Here is a 20,479-nt window from a genome sequence, read left to right as displayed (position 1 = left end):
TTAATGCGTTCCTACTTCAGATAATAGAGGAGCGGATTCGGATAGATACGGCATTCTTCCGCTATGCGTGTACCGTTAATTTTCCCTTCGTCACGAATCTGATACAGCCTCGGTACAATCTTATCTCGCAGTTCGATGGGTGTCATCGGATTCAGATAAATCCCGGTTCCGCCTTCAAAACCTGCCGGTACATTTATTCGCCACTTGATTAGTACATGCCAGGGCATTTTGTAAACAGAATCGACTGGCGTATAGTACCACTCTTCGTTGCAAGAAATACTGCTTCCCATTGCGGCATGGAACACATGAACAAGATTACTGACACCGCGAATTTCCGCATCTGTGTGTTCGTAGGGCCTTCCGGCATGCGATTTTGAATAAATCTCTATCGTAGGAAATCTGTGTCCGATTCCGACAAAAGCAATAGCGTAATCGTTTTCAGCGATTATCAAATTAAATCGGGCTGCAAAATTTACGGATAGATCGTTAAATACATTCGGGTCTTCGCGTAGCATTTTATTTTGCCGTTGAATCGAAGAACCCCACTCGTCAAGAGCTACAAGTTGTTTGTGAAGATGATCCATCGAGGCACCAGCCGGTCTCAGCCAATTCTGAAATACGCTTATGTATCTTGCATACCGGTTATTGTCGATGATATCTTTCATCGCATCGATTGTGAATTTAAAATATTGATAGTGGTCCTCATGACTCATCATTCCGGATGAGAAGAATTGCGAGTCCCATTCGGCATCCGGTTGAAAATGCGACCGTGCAATTACTATCTCGTGCGAACCTCCAAAAAAAGCATCTGCAATAGCAAGCTTATCGTATGCGTGCATTTTTTTAATTTGGTCTTCAGTTTTTCCTGTCTGTTTTAATTTGAAATCTAATAAGCCCTCGATATGCATTATACCTTTTGGAGTTGAAAGATATTCGTCGCGCCATTTTTTTCTTTCTTCAGGAATCCTGTAACTATAGTTTTTCCGCCAGTAATCGAGTGTAACAATTTCGAACAAATTCGTGATTCTTCTGAATTCAGCCGTAGTTTCAGAATAGTTTTCAGCAAGTAAATATTTCAAGGTCTTGTAACCAGTCTCCGTTTTTATTAACCTTGCTTTTTCCGGCGGCGTATCAAAATATTTATCCGGACAGAAACTGCAGTAGTCGCGATGCGTTGCTGACTCCAACGGCTTTGCTGTCAGAGGTATCTCGTTACTAATCGGTTTCGAACTTCTACCCGGAACTGCCCAAACTTCTGTTTCGGTAAATGGATTTATCTGTTTAACAGTCCCATCGGGCATTATGTTGTAATATAAATTGTATTGCATAGATTTACTTTCCCATCGCCCAATTTAACATTTTATCGACTTTATTGATGTTTTCAGCTTCAGCGTAATATCTGATTAACGGTTCAGTTCCGGATGGACGCACTAACATCCATCCGTTTTCAATATAATACTTAAATCCATCTATGGTTTCAATTCGACGTACCGGAATTCCTGCAATTTCTTTAAGCGATGGTTTGAAACGTTTCATTATTTGAATTTTTTCTTTTTGAGTTATATGATGGTCGATTCTTTTATAAAATCGTTTTCCGTATTCGGCTTCTAATTCTTTTATCAATTCGCTTAACGATTTTTTACGTTTGATAATTATTTCGGCTATCAGCAGACCGAGGTAAATTCCGTCACGCTCGGGAATATGTCCCATAACACCAAGTCCACCGCTCTCTTCACCACCGATGATAATTTTACGTTCGTTCATCAATTGGCAGATATATTTGAATCCGACAGGTGTCGTGTGCAATTTGATGCCGTATTTTTCACACTGCTGTTCAACGATATCGGTAACAGTAAACGAACGTGCAACTTCACCACGCAAACATTTTTCTTCTACCAGATATTTTAAGAGAAGCGAAAAAACTCTGTGCGGGTCAACATAATTTCCTTTGTCATCGACTATGCCAATCCTGTCGGCATCACCGTCGGTGGCAATACCGATATCAAATTTCCCCGACTTCACTTTCAGCATCAACTCTTTTAAATTCGATTCAATGGGTTCGGGATTCGTTCCGGCGAACGAAGGATTAAACTCGCCGTGGATTTGAACTGCATTCGGAAGAAGCTGTGTCAGTACATCCATACCGGCACCATACATTGCATCGTGCATTATTCTGATACCGGAATCTTTAATCATCTTAATATCAAATTTTTTCTTGATATCATCCAAATACATTTTAGTCATATCTATGTATTCGATTTTTCCTTCTGCAGCCAAAGTGGACAACGATTTTTTAAGAGCGAATTCTATTTTTAGAATTTGTGCAAGCTGCTCTTCAACTTTATCTATTGTTTCAGGAAATGCAGGACCGCCGAACTCACCTTTAATTTTATAACCGCTGTAGCGTGGTGGGTTATGACTTGCGGTGATAACGATACCGGCAGCAGCATTTAACTTTTTCGTTAAAAGAGAAATCATCGGTGTTGATGAAATTTTATCCGATAATTTTACACGAATACCTGAGCTTGCTAATACAACTGCTACTCTCTCGGCAAATTCTTTTCCAAGAAATCGTCCGTCGTATCCAACCACAATACCGTTGTCGATTTTTTTATGCCGCTTATAATGCAGCGCAGTTGCCAGAGTTACTTTTTCTAAATTCCCGAATGTAAAATCCTGAGCAATAACACCGCGCCAGCCATCTGTTCCAAATTTTATCGTCATACTAATAATAATTTATTTTTGAATATTAAAAGCAGCCATTCCCGCATAAACTGCGGTTATGTCTAATTCTTCCTCAATTCTAATCAGTTGATTGTATTTTGCAACTCTATCGGTTCTGCTTGTAGATCCGGTTTTTATTTGTCCGGCGTTCGTTGCAACCGCAATATCGGCAATCGTTGTATCCTCAGTTTCGCCTGAGCGGTGGCTGATTATTGATGTGTAGCTTGCTCGTTTCGCCATTTCAATGCAATTCAATGTTTCGGTTAGCGTTCCGATTTGATTTACTTTGATAAGTATTGAATTGGCAATTCCTTCATCGATTCCGCGAGATAATCTTTCGGTGTTGGTTACAAACAAATCGTCGCCTACAATCTGAATTTTATCGTCGAGAGCTTCGGTCATAATTTTCCAACCTTTCCAATCGTTTTCAGCCATTCCGTCTTCAATCGAGATGATTGGATATTGCTTCACCCACTTCTCATAGAACTTGACCATCTGCTCAGCCGATTTAGCCGACTTATCCGATTTGTAAAAAACATACTTTCCTTTTTGATACATCTCGCTAGATGCAACATCGAGTGCAAGATAAATATCTTTGCCGGCTTTGTATTTTGCTTTCTCGATAGCTTCCAAAATTACTTCGATAGCTTCATCATTCGATTTCAAATTTGGTGCAAATCCTCCTTCATCCCCGACAGATGTGTTGTAACCTTTCTTACTCAATACAGATTTCAACGAGTGGAAAACTTCAGTTCCCATTCGCAATGCTTCAGCGAATGAATCGGCTTCAACAGGCACAATCATAAATTCTTGAATATCAACATTATTATCAGCGTGTTTGCCGCCGTTCAGAATATTCATCAGCGGAACGGGCAATACACGCGCATTTACTCCGCCGATGTGTCTGTAAAGCGGAATATCCAGCGCACTTGCTGCAGCTTTTGCAACTGCAAGCGATACACCTAATATTGCATTAGCTCCAAGTTTACTTTTGTTGTCGGTATTATCTAAATTAATCAGCATCTCATCGATACCGACCTGATCGAGTGCATCGAATCCGATAATTTCATCAGCGATTGTTTCGTTTACATTTTCAACTGCTTTTAAAACTCCTTTTCCGTTGTAACGCATTTTGTCGCCATCGCGTAACTCGACAGCTTCGTGTTCACCTGTAGATGCACCGCTTGGAACCGCCGCTCTTCCTAAAACGCTGCTTTCTAACATTACATCGACTTCAATTGTCGGGTTACCGCGTGAATCTAATATTTCTCTTGCAAAAACATCTACTATTGTTGTCATTGTTATCTCCATTTTTTATTTAAAGTGCTTTAAATTAAAGGAATTTCTTGATAAATGCAAAAACTTGTATTTTGAATTTAATCTATTTAATTTTACATAACAAAAAACGAGGGTAATATGAAATTCTTAAAAATTTTTGGACTTACAATTTTAATAATTGTAGTGTTATTTGTTCTGGTGTCATTGTTCCTACCTTCCAAAGTTGTTGTCGAAAGAAGTATGGTTATCAATTCAACAGCACCGGTAATCTTCAACCAAATAAATACTTTGAAGAATTGGGAGAAGTGGTCGCCTTGGCATCAGATTGATCCGGAAATGAAACTGACTTACGAAGGTCCTCCCGGTGGTAAGGAGGCAGCATACAAATGGGAAAGTACACACCCAAAGGTTGGGAACGGAATTCTGAAAATCACTGAAAGCATTCCATTTGGATTTATAGAAACAACTATGGACTTTATGGAGAGTGGAGTTGCAACAGGAAGTTATAAGTTGGAAAAAGTTGTTGACGGAATTAAAGTAACATGGCGGATGGAAACCGAATTAGGAATGAACCCGTTTGCAAAATATTTTGGATTAATGATGGATGCGATGATAGGTCCTGATTTTGAAAAAGGGCTGAATAACCTCAAGACGTTGTGCGAAAGTTTACCACCTATTATTATTGACACAGAAACAATTCCACCGCAAACAATAATCAGCATACGCGAGACCTGCAAGCCGGCAGAGATATCTCAGAAGCTTGGAGCGATATACGGAGAACTGATGGCGTTCATACAAGCGAACAGATTGAAGCAAGCCGGACCTGTTTTAGCAATCTATCACAGTTACTCACCCGACAAAGTTGATATGGAGCCGGCAATTCCTGTGGATAGAGTTGTTAAGCCAACCGGTAAAATTAAAATCGGAGAACTCCGGGGCGACAATGTCGTAGTTGGATATCATTATGGCTCGTATGAAACTTCCGGAACTTCGCATCAAATACTCGATGAATGGATTACGAAGAACAAGAAAAAGATTTCCGGTGCTTGCTGGGAAGTTTACATCACAGACCCCGCCAGCGAACCCGACACAAACAAATGGCTGACGAAAATTTATTATCCGGTGAAATAAATTTCCCTAATTAATTCAACTTATACTGCAGTGCCCACAATGTTTGAAATCTACGAGAAGCATTCTCGAGAGTATGATGATTTGGTAAAACATGAAGACTATGAAAACAATTTGGGAACAACACTGGCAAAAATTCTCGAAGGCAATGATTTAAAAATAGTCGAAGCAGGAGTAGGAACTGGTCGTATTACTCGTTTATACATTAATCGAGCTAAACATATATGGTGCTTTGACAGATCGAGACACATGATTGAGCGTGCGAAAATTAATTTAGCCGACTATCTCGATAAAATTACTTTCCAAATTTTGGATAACAGGGATATTAACAAGTTCAAAGGAAAGGCAGATTATTTTATTGAAGGATGGAGTTTCGGTCATACGATTATTGAAAATCAAGATAATATCAACAAGATTGTAAAGAAATTGATATCAAATTGCATTAAAATCTGCAGTAAAAAAATAATTATTATCGAAACACTTGGAACAAATGTGAACGAGCCGGTACCGACAAACGAAGTATTATTTGAGTTTTATAAGATTCTTGAAGAAGAGTATAATTTTGAAAAGAAAATTGTAAGAACAGATTATAAATTCGAATCTAATGAAGAAGCAGAACGAATCATGGGCTTTTTCTTCGGAGAAAAAATGAAAGACAGTTTATTAAAAACGCCGCGTAGTATTATACCGGAATGGACTGGTGTTTGGGTAAAAGATTTAAACCACCAAAACGGATGATTCGCATCTGATAAAGTAACAGAAGTTAATAATTAAAGCGTATCAGAATGAAAATCGGATTTATTGGCGATATACACGAAGACATTAAAAGTTTGCACGATGCTGTTAATGTCCTGAAAAAATTGAATTGCGACTCAATCGTTTGTCTCGGCGATATAGTTGGTTTTACACTTCCATTCTTTAAATATATTGACGGGCGGAATGCGAACGAGTGTATTTCTCTCGTCAGAAATAATTGCGATACGGTTTTAGCAGGCAATCACGACTTATATGCGATTAAAAAAATACCAGCATATAACGCCGGATTCAAATATACAGATGATTGGTATAGTTTGGATTATGATATGCGTTCTAAACTCTCAAAAAATAAAATCTGGCTTTATGAGGATGGTGAGCTACCAATCTTCTTATCCGAGCAATCCGCAGAGTATTTGAAAGCTTTACCTGAAGTAGTTGTAACTGAATTCGATGGAATAAAATTTATGTTCTCGCACTTCAATTATCCTGATTTGTCGGGTTCGACAATAGATTTCCCGAGAAAAGCAAAACATCTGCTTGAACATTTCCGGTTTATGAATGACAATAATTGTGTAATCGGAGTTTCAGGGCACGGACATATCGAGGGATATGCAATTGCTGATCACCATAAATTACAATTTCATCCATTCGGGTCGTATCAGTTACAGTATAAAACACAGTGGCTCGTGGGACCCTGTGTCGCCAATACTACACGGGCAAACGGAATAATGATATTTGATACTCACACATATCAACTCGACGTAGTACCATTAAGGTCGGCTAAAACAATCAAATAATACTTTTAAAAAATGCCAAACATAATCCAGTATTTAACGACGAAAAAATTTTTGATAAAAATTCTTTTTCCAACCTTTCTAACTATTGCTCTTTTTATCGTTTCTATTTTCCAAATTATTATTCCGCGATTTGAAGAAACAATTTTAGATAGAAAAAGAGAGATGATTCGCGAACTAACGAATTCTGCCTGGAGTGTTATTGAAAGACAATACGAAATTGAACAGCAGGGCTCGATAACGCTTGAGGAAGCTCAAACATCAGCGACAGAGCAAATCCGGTATATCCGTTACGGAAGCGAACGAAAAGATTATTTCTGGATTACAGATATGCAACCTGAAATGATAATGCATCCTTACAGAAGTGATTTAGAGGGCACAAATTTATCGGATTTCAAAGATTCACACAATAAAAAACTATTCCTAGAAATTGTTAAAGTAGTAAAAGAAAAAAGAGAAGGATATGTTGATTATATGTGGCAATGGAAAGACGATTCAACCCGGATCGTTCCAAAACTTTCTTACGTGAAGGAGTTCAATCCTTGGGGCTGGATAATCGGTACCGGTATTTATATCGAAGATGTAAAATTAGAAATCGCTTCTTTAGAAAAAAACTTAATTAATATTTCGATTGCGATAATGGTTACCATCTCTCTTCTGCTTATGTTTATCACTATTCAAAACATAAAAATTGAAAAACGACGACGGCAAACGGAAGACGAGCTTAAAGAATCAAGAGAAAAGTATAGAACGCTCGTCGAAGCATCAACCGAAGGTTTAATTATGATCCTAGAGGGGAAGAAGGTTTTCTATAATAAAACTTTACACTCAATGTTAGGCTACTCTGATGAAGAATTTGTAAATCTAAATCTTGATGAAATCTTTACGGGCAAATTTTCATACGGAGATACTATAAAATTTTCTCAGATTGAAACTCACCTAAGAAAGCGAGACGGAAGTTTGCTCGATGTATTACTTACTATTTCATCAATTTCTTTTTTGGGAAAAGAGGGCACTATAATTATTGTAAAAGATATCAGCAAACACAAAGAAATTGAAGAAGCTTTAGGCGAGAGCAGAGAAAAATACATCGCCTTAACCAATCAACTTACTATTGGAGTTTTTCGGGCAGAGGTAAATAAGGAGATAAAATTTATTGAACTCAATCCTGCAGTTGCCCTTATCCTGGGTTGTAAAAATTATGAAGAACTGCTTGGCTTAAGTCTTATTGATTTTTTCGAAGACAGCGAAGAGGGCAAAACATTTTTAAAAGAACTGATTGACGTCGGTTCTATAAAAAATAAAGTTGTGCAGATACGCAGACGAGATTCTGTATTGGCAATCCTCTCCGTTTCCGTTGTTGTTTTGAGGATAGAAAATGGTAGAGGTGCATATTGCGATGGAATTATTGAAGACATCACTGAGAATAAGCGAACAGAGGAAGATAGAGAAAGCCTCATATCAGAGCTGCAAACCTCGTTGCTTTTTCTTAATCAACCAATAGAACCTTTCGTAAAAGAATGTCTCTCTTGTGATATGAATCTACCTGTATCAAAAGTTGGTAAGCTGATGACGAAAAATGATTCTGATTCGATATTAATTAAAACTGTAACCGGTGAATTCATTGGAATTGTAACCAACCACGATTTGACTGATAGAGTATTGGGGGTGAACCTTGATTTTGAAACACCTGTATTTGAAATAATGAGTTCACCTTTGATTTCGGTTCAAATCACTTCTTCGATCTTTGAAGCAATACTTCTTTTTTACGATAAAAATATAGACCACCTTGTTGTTACCGACGAAAACGGAAAAGTATGCGGAACAGTTAGTGTGGACGACATCCAGAAAGCTCATCATTTAACTTATCTGTTCTTCATTCAGAATATTCAAAAAGCCGGATCGGTAGAGGAAATAAGCCGATGTTATTCAAAACTTCTTATATTGATAAAAGTTTTAATCGACAGCGAAGCTAATGTGCGAAATACTACTCGAATGATTACAATAATTGCCGATACAATTACGAAAAAAATAATATCGCTTGCAATAGAAGAGTTGGGCGTCCCTCCTGTGCAATTTGTTTTTATGTCGCTCGGAAGCGAGGGAAGAGAAGAACAGACATTAGTAACCGATCAGGATAATGCGATAATTTATGAGGATGTTTCGGGTGAACGCGAAATAGAAGTACGGGAATATTTCTTAAAACTGAGCGAGCGTGTATGCACGTCGCTGAATAGTGTCGGTTATACATACTGCAAAGGCAATGTTATGGCAAAAAATCCAAAGTGGTGCCAACCGTTATCGGTTTGGAAAAAATATTTTTCGGATTGGGTAACAACAGCTAACCCACAGGATTTATTAGATATAAATATCTTTTTCGATTTCAGACCTGTCTATGGAAATGAATCTTTTGTTGTAGAACTTCGGAATCATCTCCACAATATCATTTCCGGTAATAACCCTTTTTTTGTTTACCTAACACAAAACGCGTTAAAGATAAAACCACCTATCGGACTTTTAAAATCATCTGAGGTTTTCGATATTAAATTAGCATTACTCCCTATTGTAGATTTAATACGAATTTATTCATTGAAGAACAAAATCAAAAGCACAAATACTATTGAAAGATTAAATCAACTACACGAAAAAAATATTTTTTCAAAACCCGGTTATCAAGATTTACTTCAAGCTTATAATTTCTTAATGCAGATAAGATTCAAGCATCAAGCAAAATTATTGTCGGAGGGACTCTCTCTCGATAACAACGTTAATCCAAAACATTTATCAGATTTAGAACAAACTATACTCCGGAAAATACTTACACAGGTTGCTAACCTACAATCGACATTGAGTTTGAATTAATTTTAATGCGAAAGTTTTAACCCTACTATTCCAATCACAATAAATGTTACTGAAATTATTCTGTAAAAAGTAGCAGCATCTTTAAACATCAATATACCCACAACGAAGGCACCCACCGCACCGATGCCAGTCCATACTGCGTAAGCAGTTCCCATCGGAATTGTTTTTTGAGCAAGCCACAAGAACAAGCCGCTAAAACTCATTGATAATACTGCGACTGCAATCCACAATATTTTTTTCTCGGTTACTTGCGATAATTTTAAACCAAGGGGCCAACCGATTTCGAAAATGCCCGCGACGACAAGATAAATCCAAGCCATATTTATAATCACCTTATGTTAATACTCTTTTGAAGAAACCCGCCTGATGTCAGCGCCTAAAGCACGGAGTTTTTTCTCAATCGCTTCATAACCACGGTCGATGTGATATACACGCAAAACTTCCGTCGTTCCCTCCGCAACGAGTCCTGCAAGAATCAAAGATGCTGATGCCCGCAAATCGGTTGACATTACTTTGGCACCGGTAAGTTTTTTAACTCCACGAACAACAGCAACGTTCTCGTTTAAATCGATATTCGCTCCAAGGCGCATTAACTCCGGAACATGTTTGAATCTGTCGTAATAAATTGTATCCGTAATTACTGAAGAGCCCTCGGCAAGTGCCATTAAAGATATCCACTGCGCTTGCATGTCAGTCGGGAATCCCGGATATATTTCTGTTGTAACATCGACGTTTCTAATCCGTTTCGGAGATTTCAATTCAATAAAACTATCACCTGTAATTATTAAACAACCTGCATCTTTTAATTTTTCAACAACAGATATTAAATCATCAGGTTTACATTTGTTTATTTTTATTTCGCCGCCTGTAAGAGCGCCCGCAATCAGGAAAGTCCCCGCTTCAATTCTATCAGGTATCATTTCGACATCGGTTGGGTTAAGTTCATCAACACCTTCAATTTCTAACTTGCGGGAATCAACCCGGTTAATCTTCGCCCCCATTTTTATTAAGAAATCAACCAATGCGGCTATCTCGGGTTCGATAGCTGCGTTTTCAATGAAAGTAGTTCCCTTCGCTAATACAGCCGCCATTAAAACATTTCCGGTGGCGCCCACGCTTGAAACATCGAACGAGATTTTTGTTCCGATTAGCCGCTTTGCTTTTGCGATGATATATCCTCTATCTAACTCAACCTCTGCACCTAATTTTTTCATTCCTTCGATGTGAAGATTGATCGGACGCGGGCCCCATGCACAACCGCCGGGCATCGAAACTTTTGCATAACCGTATCGCGAAAGAAGCGGACCAAAAACATAAATCGATGCTCGCATTTTCTTCACCAACTCGTATGGGGCTTCGTATTTGTTCACTCCGGCTGTATCGATTACCATCCGATGCCCGCGACGTTTTGTTGCTACACCCAGTCCGCTTAACAACGCCGCCATTGTTTTTATGTCGCGCAAGTCGGGCATGTTGGTGAATACGTATTCGCCGTTCGCGAGTAATGCTGCAGGCATCAAAGCCAATGCAGCATTTTTCGCACCGCTAATATCTACCTCACCGTTGAGTTTATTACCACTTTTTATTATAAACTTATCCACTCTGAATTTTAAATTTTAATTTTTAATTTTTTATTCCTATGTGTTTATCGTGCAATACTTCAAGTTCTTTCATTAATTTATCTATTTGTGCAATTTTTTCGTTAGGATATTCTTCGTTCGGTTTTACTTTTAGTGCATCAGCAAACGATTTTTTTGCATCTGCATATTTTTTTTCTTTCAGAAGTTTATCGCCGGTAGAAATTAATTTCTGGTAATCTCTCTCTATTTCGCCGGGAAGTTTTTTCATTTTCAACGTATTGCCAGCATCGGTAACTACATTTTTTTTCCACGTATCTGAATATCCGGGATGTGTTGGCTTGTTGTATTCGTTCTTCATATTTCCATCTAAATACTTAAATATTAAAAACTCCCCTAATTTTTTCCAACGTTCAACTGTAGTTTTTGCCTTTTCAAGTGTGTAGTCGGTTAAATAATCTCTCGCTTTTTCGGGTGAAGTTTTGTAGAGTGTTTCTGCTGTTTTTTCTATTGACGGTTGATCGGCTAAAAATTTTCCTTCCAATTCCCGCTGAACAATTTGAATATCTTTTATCATATCGCTGTAACGCGAGTAAGAATAATTTGCAACAAAATTGAAAACCCAGAAAGCCGATTCCCAAGTAAACTCGGTGAACGAACCCGTTCCAACTGCATAGTTATGAGGAATTTTTTTAATACCGCAATACATCGGAACATAAACAGTAGAATAAGAATCATCGATACCGAACCATAACACACCACCGATTGGATTAGGCAGCCACGATCGTGATTGAGTTACAAAAACCCAGGCGCTTTGTTGTGTGGAGATTGCGCGTTCATTCAAGTAAGTTTCACCTTCGTACTTCCAAGTTAAAGGACGCCATCGATATGGGCAGGCATAAGGACCGGCGCCAACATCTTTTGTCATATCAAATTCAGTCCCTTCGAAATGGTCGCGCATCAACTCCATTACATCATGAACCGATAATTTTTTGTCTGGCTTGATCCACAATGGCATTCGTTCAAGCGATTCACCTTTGATGTACGAAATATATTTTCCCATGTTCTTATTCGTTCTTCTGAAAACCGACCAGACTCTTCCCTCGCAGAATCGAATCGAGTTGTAAGCCAAAGGTGCATAAGTATCAGAAAAACTAAAATCTTTATCTTGCCCTGTAAAATATCCCTTTGAGCGTGCAAACGAAATTGCATCGGGTGAATAGATACAATTGTTTGGATCGTTTAGAGGGAAGGTTGTAATACGGGCTTGATTTGCGTGAGCAGAAATATATCCGTCAGGAATTCTTTGTGCAACCCAAACGGCTCCTTTGTTCCCTTCGCCTTTTCCGATAATTTCTAAAATCCAAACTTCATTTGGGTCGGCGATAGACATTGATTCACCTGAGCTGTAGTAGCCGTATTCAGCAACTAACTCGCCCATTAACTTAATTGCTTCGCGTGCAGTTTTTGCACGTTGCAGTGTTACATAAATCAGCGTCCCGTAATCTACAATTGCAGTTTTATCAACTAACTCATCGCGTCCTCCATAAGTTGTTTCGCTGATTGTTAGCTGGTGTTCGTTCATATTCCCGATGACTGAATAAGTTTCTCGTGCTTGTTTAATTTTTCCTAAATATTTTCCTGTATCCCACTCGTAAACATCCAACATAGTTCCTTCCGGATATTTAGCAGCGGGCCAATGATACAATTCGCCATATAGCTGGTGCGAATCGGCAGCATAAGTTATCATCGTTGACCCGTCGGTCGATGCCCCCTTCGTTACCAAAATGCTTGTGCATGGAAATGCTTGAGTGAATAAGAATAGTAATCCGATTAAAACAAATTTTGTTTTCATATTTATACCCAAATTGTTTATAAATTTTTCATTTAATATAATATTTACCTACTAAAATTCAAAAGGAGGGGTTTAGTAAGTCGGATGTAAACAAAATCCGACCTACGCTGCACTAACAAAAAAGAGCCGACTTCCCACGCTGAGAAACCGGCTCTGTAAATCTTCCGATTTTTACCTAACGAAAGATTGTTCATAAATCGGGACTATGTAAGTCGAAATGGCATTTCGACATACAAGATATTACCGCATCAAAATAAGTTTCTTGGTTTCACTAAACGAACCAGTCTGCATTCGGTAGAAAAATACGCCGCTTGGAATATTTGTTGCATCCCAAGTTGCTTCATAATAACCACCATCTTTAAACTCATCAACAAGAGTTGCCACTTCGCGACCGAGGACATCGTAAATTTTGAGTGTAATATAACCCGGATCAGGAAGCGCATAGCTTATTTGTGTCGTTGGATTAAACGGGTTGGGATGGTTTTGAGACAGACCAAAATCTACCGGCATATTTTTTACTTCTTCATTAGTGTTTGATTTTGAGATTGCTTGCGAACTCGGAACAATATTTTTAATGTAATAATTATTTACTATTGTCCCCGATAAATTTTTCTTCGGGAAACCAACAAAGCGAGGTCGAATGTAAACGGTTCTTCCAGCTAAATTTTTTACCGGTGATTTGTTGTTAAACCGTATTTTACTCGATTGTTCAAAAGTCATCTCGTTCCCGATTCGCATCAAAACATTTCCTGTCGTTGCATCTACTAATTCAAATTTCACTTTACCGTAGGGAGTACCAGGTATTATTAAACCATTAGGATTCCTTACAATAATCTCGCCTCCGACTCTTATACTATCTCTTGTAATTTTAAACGGTTTTGTTTTTAGTAAATCGACAAGGTTATCTATACTTGTTACATCGGCACTACCTGCTATTTCTTCAAATGGGACACGTGCAACAGAGCCATTGGCAGCAAATAATTTTGGTTGTCCTATGATAACTTCAAAGCGTGTGCTGTCGCTAACCGACCAAATTATACCGCTTCTCGATGTCGTTACATCATAAACATTACCCGGATCATCCTCGCACACAACTATTTCGCAGCTATCAAGCGGAATCGGTCCGACTGCTTGTTCGGGTTGGACGTTTAAATTAAACAACGGTGCTGAGCTTGTTAAATAAGCGTATTTTAATTGATCAGAAGCAAGGTTTGGATTTACTCCAGCAGTAATAACAGCGTTTCCGATGCCTAAATTGGGCGAGCTGACACGATACATATTTACACCGGTTTCCCACATTACAGTTATATTGCCGTTATATGATGCGATTGTTGGGTTATAAAAATTGAATGACCCAGACCATGATATTGCAGCACCATATGTGCCGTTGCTGTTTCGTTTCTGATAAAATATTGCAGACTTTGGCGGTGATGGTGGAGGGTCACCGGGCTCTGGTGCCAGTGCGAGAGATTGAAAGCTGTTAGCGTCAATAGGATCATCTCTAAAAGGTAGATAGTTACCTACTTCCCAAACTATATCTCCAGAAGATGTTACTTGAGATTTGCGGCTTTCACGATCATTCAATGTGCCTAGGTCTTCACGGTCGCTGGCAGGAACGATTTCCTCGCCACCGAATCCACTTTGATACGTTGCTGTATCGCTCCAAAACTTTCTTAAATATATTTTTGTATTATCGTCATACGTTAAATATGGCATAGCGAGACTTGGATTTCTGAGTAGGGAATTTGGTTTAGTCAAAGTTCCGCCACTTTCGTATGAATGAGAAGCAGCAATAACAGTTTTCGTATGATAACTTATTCCATTAGTATTATTCCAGAAAAAATACACGTTATAAATTGGAATCGGAGTGGGATAGTTTGGATAATATCCTACACAAATATCCCCTACTACTGGATTTGGTTCCACATCACTTGTTGTAGAACCTAAACCCACAACATCAGTATTGGGCACTCCAAAACGCCTCCAAAAAACTGAATAGGTATTATCAGCCTGCTTTTTATTGAAAGTGATATCTCTACCACTTGCACCCGCTGATATTGAAGGTTTGCTTCCCTCACCAATATAACTTTCAGGTATCCATGAATTCGCACCATCTGTTGATTTAGCAACCCATACTCTACCTGCACTCTCATAAGCTAACCATAAACCATCATAGTCTACTAATTTTCTTTGTGTGTTTCCCGTAATTGCAGTTGATAGATTCGATTTCATTGGAAGTTTATAATTAGCTTTCACTACCGCATCTGTGCTATTAAACACGACTGGACTTTCTAGATTTGTAGGATTAGTAAGCGTTGCGCCTTCGCCTGACCAAACGCCAAAGTTAGCATTATACCCGCCGATTGGCTGGCTCTGCGGCACACGGACGGTGTAGTAAACCCCATCTTGTATCCTTTGATTCAAGAACACGCCTTCATTAAGGATAGTTGTAATATTTCGAAATGTATTTGGCTGGTTACCGCTTCCATCTACCCACCAAGGGTCTTTCCATTCGAAGCTACCTGTTACACCTGTCTCAATTAACTCTGATCTAACTTGATTTGGATTTAGATGTTTGAAATTCGCGTCTCTTTTGCGACCATTTTCGGTTGTTCTATCGACAGTGAAATTCTCCAGCAATCTGAACTCAGTAGCATTGCCGTTCCACTCGTTGTGCTTATAATCGCCGGTGCCCTGCGGACCAGCATAATTGGAAAACCGTTCATGATTCGTTTTTCCGTTGTACTGGTCTCCATCCAGCAGAACTATATCGCTACCCGAGTTGACAGTCGACGTATTAACTGAGAGTGTACTCCCTGTTACGGTGTTGTTACCAACCTTATTCGCCATAGAAACAGATACCTGGATTAGCGGGCGAATAGTAGGGTTAGTGCTAAGCATATAGTGCATCCGGTCAATCTGCTGGCTACTGAACTGGTTACGACACTGACCTGCATATGACATGTAATTTCTTGTGTCTGGATTGTAGTTCGTATGACCACAAGGGTCTGTACCGCTTCCCGTCCATTGACAATTTGCATTCACATTACCGTAAAGATTCGGATCCGCCGGTGTATCGCAGAGAAGATCACCCGCTGAACTACAATTGGCTGTACAATTGGGAATATCGACGCGAGTTATTCTTTCCTTCCCGTATGTTTCATCGTGAGTATGCAAGATAAATAAATTATGTCCCACCTCGTGCGGAAAGGTAGTGCCATTGGTTGCGTACGCATTCACGACAATCAATCTGATACCCGGTTGATAGGCAGCTCCAGAAATTCCGGCAGCACCCGGTACAAAGTACACATTGATAGTAGCAGGTTGCACGTTGATAGCCATAAGTGCTATTCTTTCTGCCTCATTATCGAGATATGCGTAAGTATCATTATCGATATAATAAGTATTCGCAATCTCGAATGCGATCTGTGCAGTTGAATAAGCTGAATTGAGTTGCTGTACAGCGGTATTGATTGTGCTCTGTGAAATTCCACCACTACCATTAGAGTAACGTACGATGTGTACGGATAATTTGATATGTCGAGTCCACGCTGGGCGATAGCTTGAGAGTTCTTGTAACGATGCATATGGCACGGCTTTTTGAAATGTCATCCCTTCTTCTGGAATGACTCCGCACAATTCTTGTGATTTCATCGGTATAGGCGAAAGCATCAGAGCAATGATAATAGCGATCAGAAAGACCATTTTTCTTTTTAAATTACTCATGTTATTTTCTCCTTAAATTATTATAAATAAATATTGGGCACCTCTAAAAACTACTTTTTCGATGCCATTGTTTGATAGAATTATATTAAATAATTTTCTAAAAAGCAAAATTTTATCCACTTTTTTTATGGACACTTCCTTGTTGACATTGCGTTGTTAATTGCTTCATCGTTTTTGTTGATTATTTCTCATTTTTCGATTTGGAGACCCAATAGGGCACACTGATCCCCTGCTATCCCGAATTTAGTTGTGTTAGCTGGAGGTACCGAAATAAGTTGTACGTAAGATTCATCAATCCTATGACAGCCGTAGTTCTTGTCAGTCCGATAGTTCGGATACATAAGCCGCCCATACTATTTTCTACAAAGCCAAAGATGTGTTCAACTCGTGCGCGTATTTTAGATTTATGACGATTGTTTTCTTTTTGTTCTTCTGAAAGCGGATGATTGCGATATCCTTTTTCTTGAATCTGGTTGATTATCTTTTTTTCTTCTACCGCCTGGACAACTGGCTCGCCACTATAGGCACTGTCGGCATGAAGGGGTTGTCCAGCATCTTTTTCTGAAATCAATTGCTCCACTGTTTGACTATCGTGCACACTGGCATTGGTAACCACATAACTATCTATCAACTTGCTTTTTGTATCGGCTTTAATATGATTTTTATAGCCATAATAATTTTTTCCGTTTTTCTTCGTCCAACGAGCATCGGTATCTTTTTGTGCCAACTTATGTGGGTTCTCTTTCCACTGCTCGGGAATGTTTCCCTTCTTAATGTATTTGTTCTCCTGACGAGTGTTGCGTTGAATAGGAACTTCTACAAAACTAGCATCCACCATCTTCCCTTCATGAGCAACAAGCCCTTCGTTGTTGAGATATTCATTAAAAATCACGAACAGTTTTTCTATCGCACCGGCTTTTGTTAGTTGTTCGCGAAAGAGCCAGATCGTTTTAGCATCGGGAACTTTGTCGGAAATGGTCAATCCCAAAAAACGCATAAATGAAAGACGGTCTAAAATTGCGAACTCCATCTTATCATCGCTAATATTATAGTAACGTTGTAAAATGAGTATCTTGAACATCAGCACATAGTCATAGGGACGGCAGCCGCCAGGACCTTTGGCTTCTTTGTAAAGCGTTTCATTCAACAAGGGACGAAACAATTCCCAGTGGATCCGTTCTTTGAGTTTATGTAGCGGATCGTTTTGCTGGCTCAACTTTTCCAAACGAAAGTGTTCGTCAAAAAAAGAACGAGGTCGGTTGTCTTTGTGTTTCATAAAAAATATCTTCCTACAATGTTCTCTACCATTATACGAAAAAAACTTTTTTCTACAAAATTCGGTGAACTGCATTTTGTTGAGTTTTTAGAGATACCCTATTGTGAATTAAGAAAACTTGAAAGAATGTTACCATAGTCGAACAAACAGTTTATTCTCTTCTCTTATTTTTAATCACCTACTTCCCCTTATTACCAATGCATAGCGAAATGGACCTTCACCATAACGAGTACCTACTGCTACAATTAAATTGTCTAATACTGCCAGACCGTATAACCGGTCATTCTCGTTTCGAAGCTGCTCATATCTAAACCATGTTCGACCGTTGAAGTGCCATACCATTGCACCGTCTCCTACTGCAATAATGTTGTTTGATGCAGTGCCTCGTAAACGATAAGGGAAATTGCCGAAGTTAAATCGATACCATCCACTAGGTGTAATAACTATTTCGAATCTTAAGATAGATGTGTTAAGGAAACTGTGACGAAATAGATCGCCAGATGCTATAAGAAATTCTGTTCGCCCTGCACTCCACAGTGTGCTCATCGAGCCCTTGTAAAGATACGGCGGCGTTGGCGTTTGTCCGTTCCAGACCGTTTGCCAACTACTACCATGTTTCCGTATGATGACGCTTCCCCCTTGCCAGTTCCATCCACACGTCCATATCTCTTGTTCATCTTGTGTCCCCCATATATCTGTCAAATCCACGTCCGTCCCGCTCTCCAACCGCCGCCAACTGACGCCGTTGAAAAAATAAATAGCACCGTTATCACCAACTAAATGCATATAATTTTCACTTGACCCCCAAATTTTTTTAACTCTACCATTCCAAGATATATCAGTCATAAAAAATGCTTTTTCTTGCCAACTTGTTCCATTCCATTTTAATAAATTTGCCGATGATGCTACATAAATATTATCAGCCGAAAATCCATATACAGCTTTTAGCACACCGGGCCATACTGTTGGGTTTCCATAATCTCTAAATGAAACTTTTAATAAATGCCATTTCTTACCGTCCCATTTCGCTACATTATACGGATCAACCTCAAACTGTCCAGTCGAATCTCTCTTATATATTTCTCCAACCGCATAGGCAAGAGTATCATTTATAATTGCAACATCATAAAGCACACTACTCGCACCATCGCCGAGCGTATCAATCTCCCAAGTAAAGTTATGTGAAGTTGTATCCATCGTCGTTACTGTAAGCCGTGTGCTCTCAGAAAGTCCAAACGGCAATGTACGAGTGAGTTTGTATGTGTAAGTGTGCTTAGGGAGGAGTCCTTCGTCAACTATGAGCGTGTCAAGCCCAGAGCGAAGAGTCCCGCCGTTGGCGGGATAAACTCCGAGCAGAGAGTCGGGGATTGTTACAATAATACTGTCATTGCGAAATAGTGTGAGCCTGCCGCTTTGGGCTTGGGTGCGTACTCTGAGCCAAACTTCAGTAACGGCAACATCTTCGGCTTCCAGGGAAATTCCAGGCTGAGACGGTTCTGTGGGTGTTTTCCTACAAGACGTAAATTGCAATGCAATTCCACCCAAGAGGAAAAGCAAAGTTAGAAATAATATTTTTACTTGTTTGGTCATTCAGTTTCGCTTATTCGGATGCTGTGTTAATATAATGTTTTTTTTTATTATTTGGCAAGTTTTATTAAAAATAATTGCAAAAAATTTGAAACACCCATAAAACAAGCTATATTCACTAATATTGATTGCTATCTGACCCAAGAATCCATGCAAATTGGTGGTTAAAAACAAAAAGGTCGGAACAGGCCTGCCCGACTCGCCCCGTCCTACGGGGCAAGCCGTTCAGGCGGGCGTTCCGACATATACAAAAGCCGATTCCCCAGTCTGAGGAATCGGCTTCAATATACCGCAACTTTTATCTTACAACTCTTCCAACGCTCCTTTGATGATTGAAATTCCTAAATCGATTTCAGACCTTGAAATATTCAGTGGCGGTCTGAAGCGCATCGAGCGCTCTCCACAACCGAGTATAATCAGTCCTTTATCGTAGCAAGAACTTTTCAGTTTGTTACGTTCGTCGGGTGTGTTTAAATCGAAAGAACAGAACAACCCGAGCCCGCGTGCGTTGCATGGTTACTATTAGTAGTTGCTCCATCAACTTGCGTAACACGATTCGTTGCAAATTCTTGATGCTCAAGTCTTACACGGCCTGCATCCCAAATTCCAAGTGTATCGGTACTTCCGGTTAATGAAAAACCATATCCACCACTTGGCCACACTTTATTCGTAGAAATTGTTCGTGCTGCACTAAGATTGTGCGTCATGTAGTAAATTGGCATTCCTGCTTCAAATCGCTGAAGCTCAATCGTTACTCCATCGGTATATGTTTGCCGAATCGGCATACCAAGTTTTGTGGCAATCGATTCTGCTTCGGCTCGCTTCATCTGCCACTCTTGTGCTTTATCGCTCGCAAATTGTAACAACCATGCACGCTGTTGTGTATCTTGTGTATATACCATCGTGTTTATCAAAG

The 20,479-nt window shown here is 39.3% G+C and carries 15 protein-coding genes; 4 read left to right on the top strand and 11 right to left on the bottom strand.

The annotated features are described in order from the left end of the window. Positions 1-11 precede the first annotated feature (11 nt). Genes QME58_05240 through eno form a run of 3 tightly spaced genes read right to left on the bottom strand, consistent with a single transcriptional unit; the run spans position 12 to position 4,023 of the window. Entirely contained in the window at positions 12-1,328 is a 1,317-nt protein-coding gene (locus QME58_05240; protein ID MDI6803237.1) for a DUF4921 family protein, read from the bottom strand. 4 nt (positions 1,329-1,332) lie between these two features. After that, positions 1,333-2,724 carry a phosphoglucomutase/phosphomannomutase family protein gene (locus tag QME58_05235; protein MDI6803236.1) on the bottom strand — a complete coding sequence of 464 codons (1,392 nt, stop codon included), beginning with the start codon at positions 2,722-2,724 and terminating at the stop codon, positions 1,333-1,335. A gap of 12 nt (positions 2,725-2,736) precedes the next feature. Continuing rightward, on the bottom strand, positions 2,737-4,023 hold the full coding sequence (eno, locus tag QME58_05230; protein MDI6803235.1) for a phosphopyruvate hydratase: 1,287 nt from the start codon (positions 4,021-4,023) through the stop codon (positions 2,737-2,739). 117 nt (positions 4,024-4,140) lie between these two features. On the opposite strand from eno, the gene QME58_05225 reads away from it, so the two are divergent. The 4 genes from QME58_05225 to QME58_05210 are packed head-to-tail and all read left to right on the top strand — an operon-like array spanning position 4,141 to position 9,542. After that, on the top strand, positions 4,141-5,133 hold the full coding sequence (locus QME58_05225; protein ID MDI6803234.1) for a GyrI-like domain-containing protein: 993 nt from the start codon (positions 4,141-4,143) through the stop codon (positions 5,131-5,133). 39 nt (positions 5,134-5,172) lie between these two features. Further along, a complete protein-coding gene (locus tag QME58_05220; GenBank protein MDI6803233.1) occupies positions 5,173-5,868 on the top strand; it encodes a class I SAM-dependent methyltransferase in 696 nt (231 codons plus the stop codon). 47 nt (positions 5,869-5,915) lie between these two features. Next, a complete protein-coding gene (locus tag QME58_05215; GenBank protein ID MDI6803232.1) occupies positions 5,916-6,683 on the top strand; it encodes a metallophosphoesterase family protein in 768 nt (255 codons plus the stop codon). A gap of 12 nt (positions 6,684-6,695) precedes the next feature. Beyond that, positions 6,696-9,542, top strand: coding sequence for a DUF294 nucleotidyltransferase-like domain-containing protein (locus QME58_05210; GenBank protein MDI6803231.1), 2,847 nt, complete (start codon positions 6,696-6,698; stop codon positions 9,540-9,542). Positions 9,543-9,544: 2 nt separating this feature from the next. On the opposite strand, the gene QME58_05205 is transcribed toward QME58_05210, so the two are convergent. From QME58_05205 to QME58_05170, 8 genes are all read right to left on the bottom strand, one after another. Continuing rightward, a complete protein-coding gene (locus QME58_05205) occupies positions 9,545-9,862 on the bottom strand; it encodes a multidrug efflux SMR transporter (protein ID MDI6803230.1) in 318 nt (105 codons plus the stop codon). Positions 9,863-9,880: 18 nt separating this feature from the next. Then, positions 9,881-11,143, bottom strand: coding sequence for a UDP-N-acetylglucosamine 1-carboxyvinyltransferase (gene murA / locus QME58_05200; protein ID MDI6803229.1), 1,263 nt, complete (start codon positions 11,141-11,143; stop codon positions 9,881-9,883). A 22-nt stretch (positions 11,144-11,165) separates the two neighbouring features. After that, the gene (locus tag QME58_05195) at positions 11,166-12,974 is read right to left on the bottom strand and encodes a C69 family dipeptidase (GenBank protein ID MDI6803228.1); all 1,809 of its coding nucleotides are present in this window, start codon (positions 12,972-12,974) and stop codon (positions 11,166-11,168) included. Between the two features lie 240 nt (positions 12,975-13,214). Further along, positions 13,215-16,700, bottom strand: coding sequence for a T9SS type A sorting domain-containing protein (locus QME58_05190; GenBank protein ID MDI6803227.1), 3,486 nt, complete (start codon positions 16,698-16,700; stop codon positions 13,215-13,217). A 232-nt stretch (positions 16,701-16,932) separates the two neighbouring features. Then, entirely contained in the window at positions 16,933-17,976 is a 1,044-nt protein-coding gene (locus QME58_05185; protein ID MDI6803226.1) for an IS5 family transposase, read from the bottom strand. Positions 17,977-18,150: 174 nt separating this feature from the next. Continuing rightward, positions 18,151-19,566: a hypothetical protein gene (locus tag QME58_05180; GenBank protein MDI6803225.1), complete on the bottom strand. Its 1,416-nt coding sequence runs from the start codon at positions 19,564-19,566 to the stop codon at positions 18,151-18,153. 300 nt (positions 19,567-19,866) lie between these two features. After that, on the bottom strand, positions 19,867-20,055 hold the full coding sequence (locus QME58_05175; GenBank protein MDI6803224.1) for an aminotransferase class III-fold pyridoxal phosphate-dependent enzyme: 189 nt from the start codon (positions 20,053-20,055) through the stop codon (positions 19,867-19,869). Beyond that, positions 20,034-20,479, bottom strand: a 446-nt coding sequence (locus QME58_05170; protein ID MDI6803223.1) for a hypothetical protein, incomplete at its 5' end; no start/stop codon positions are given. The genes QME58_05175 and QME58_05170, both read right to left, overlap by 22 nt.

The sequence above is a fragment of the Bacteroidota bacterium genome, assembly GCA_030017895.1.
Taxonomy (GTDB): Bacteria; Bacteroidota; Ignavibacteria; order UBA10030; family BY39; genus JASEGV01.
The sequence above is the reverse complement of the archived record's forward strand: the minus strand, read 5'-3'. Positions and strand labels throughout refer to the sequence as shown.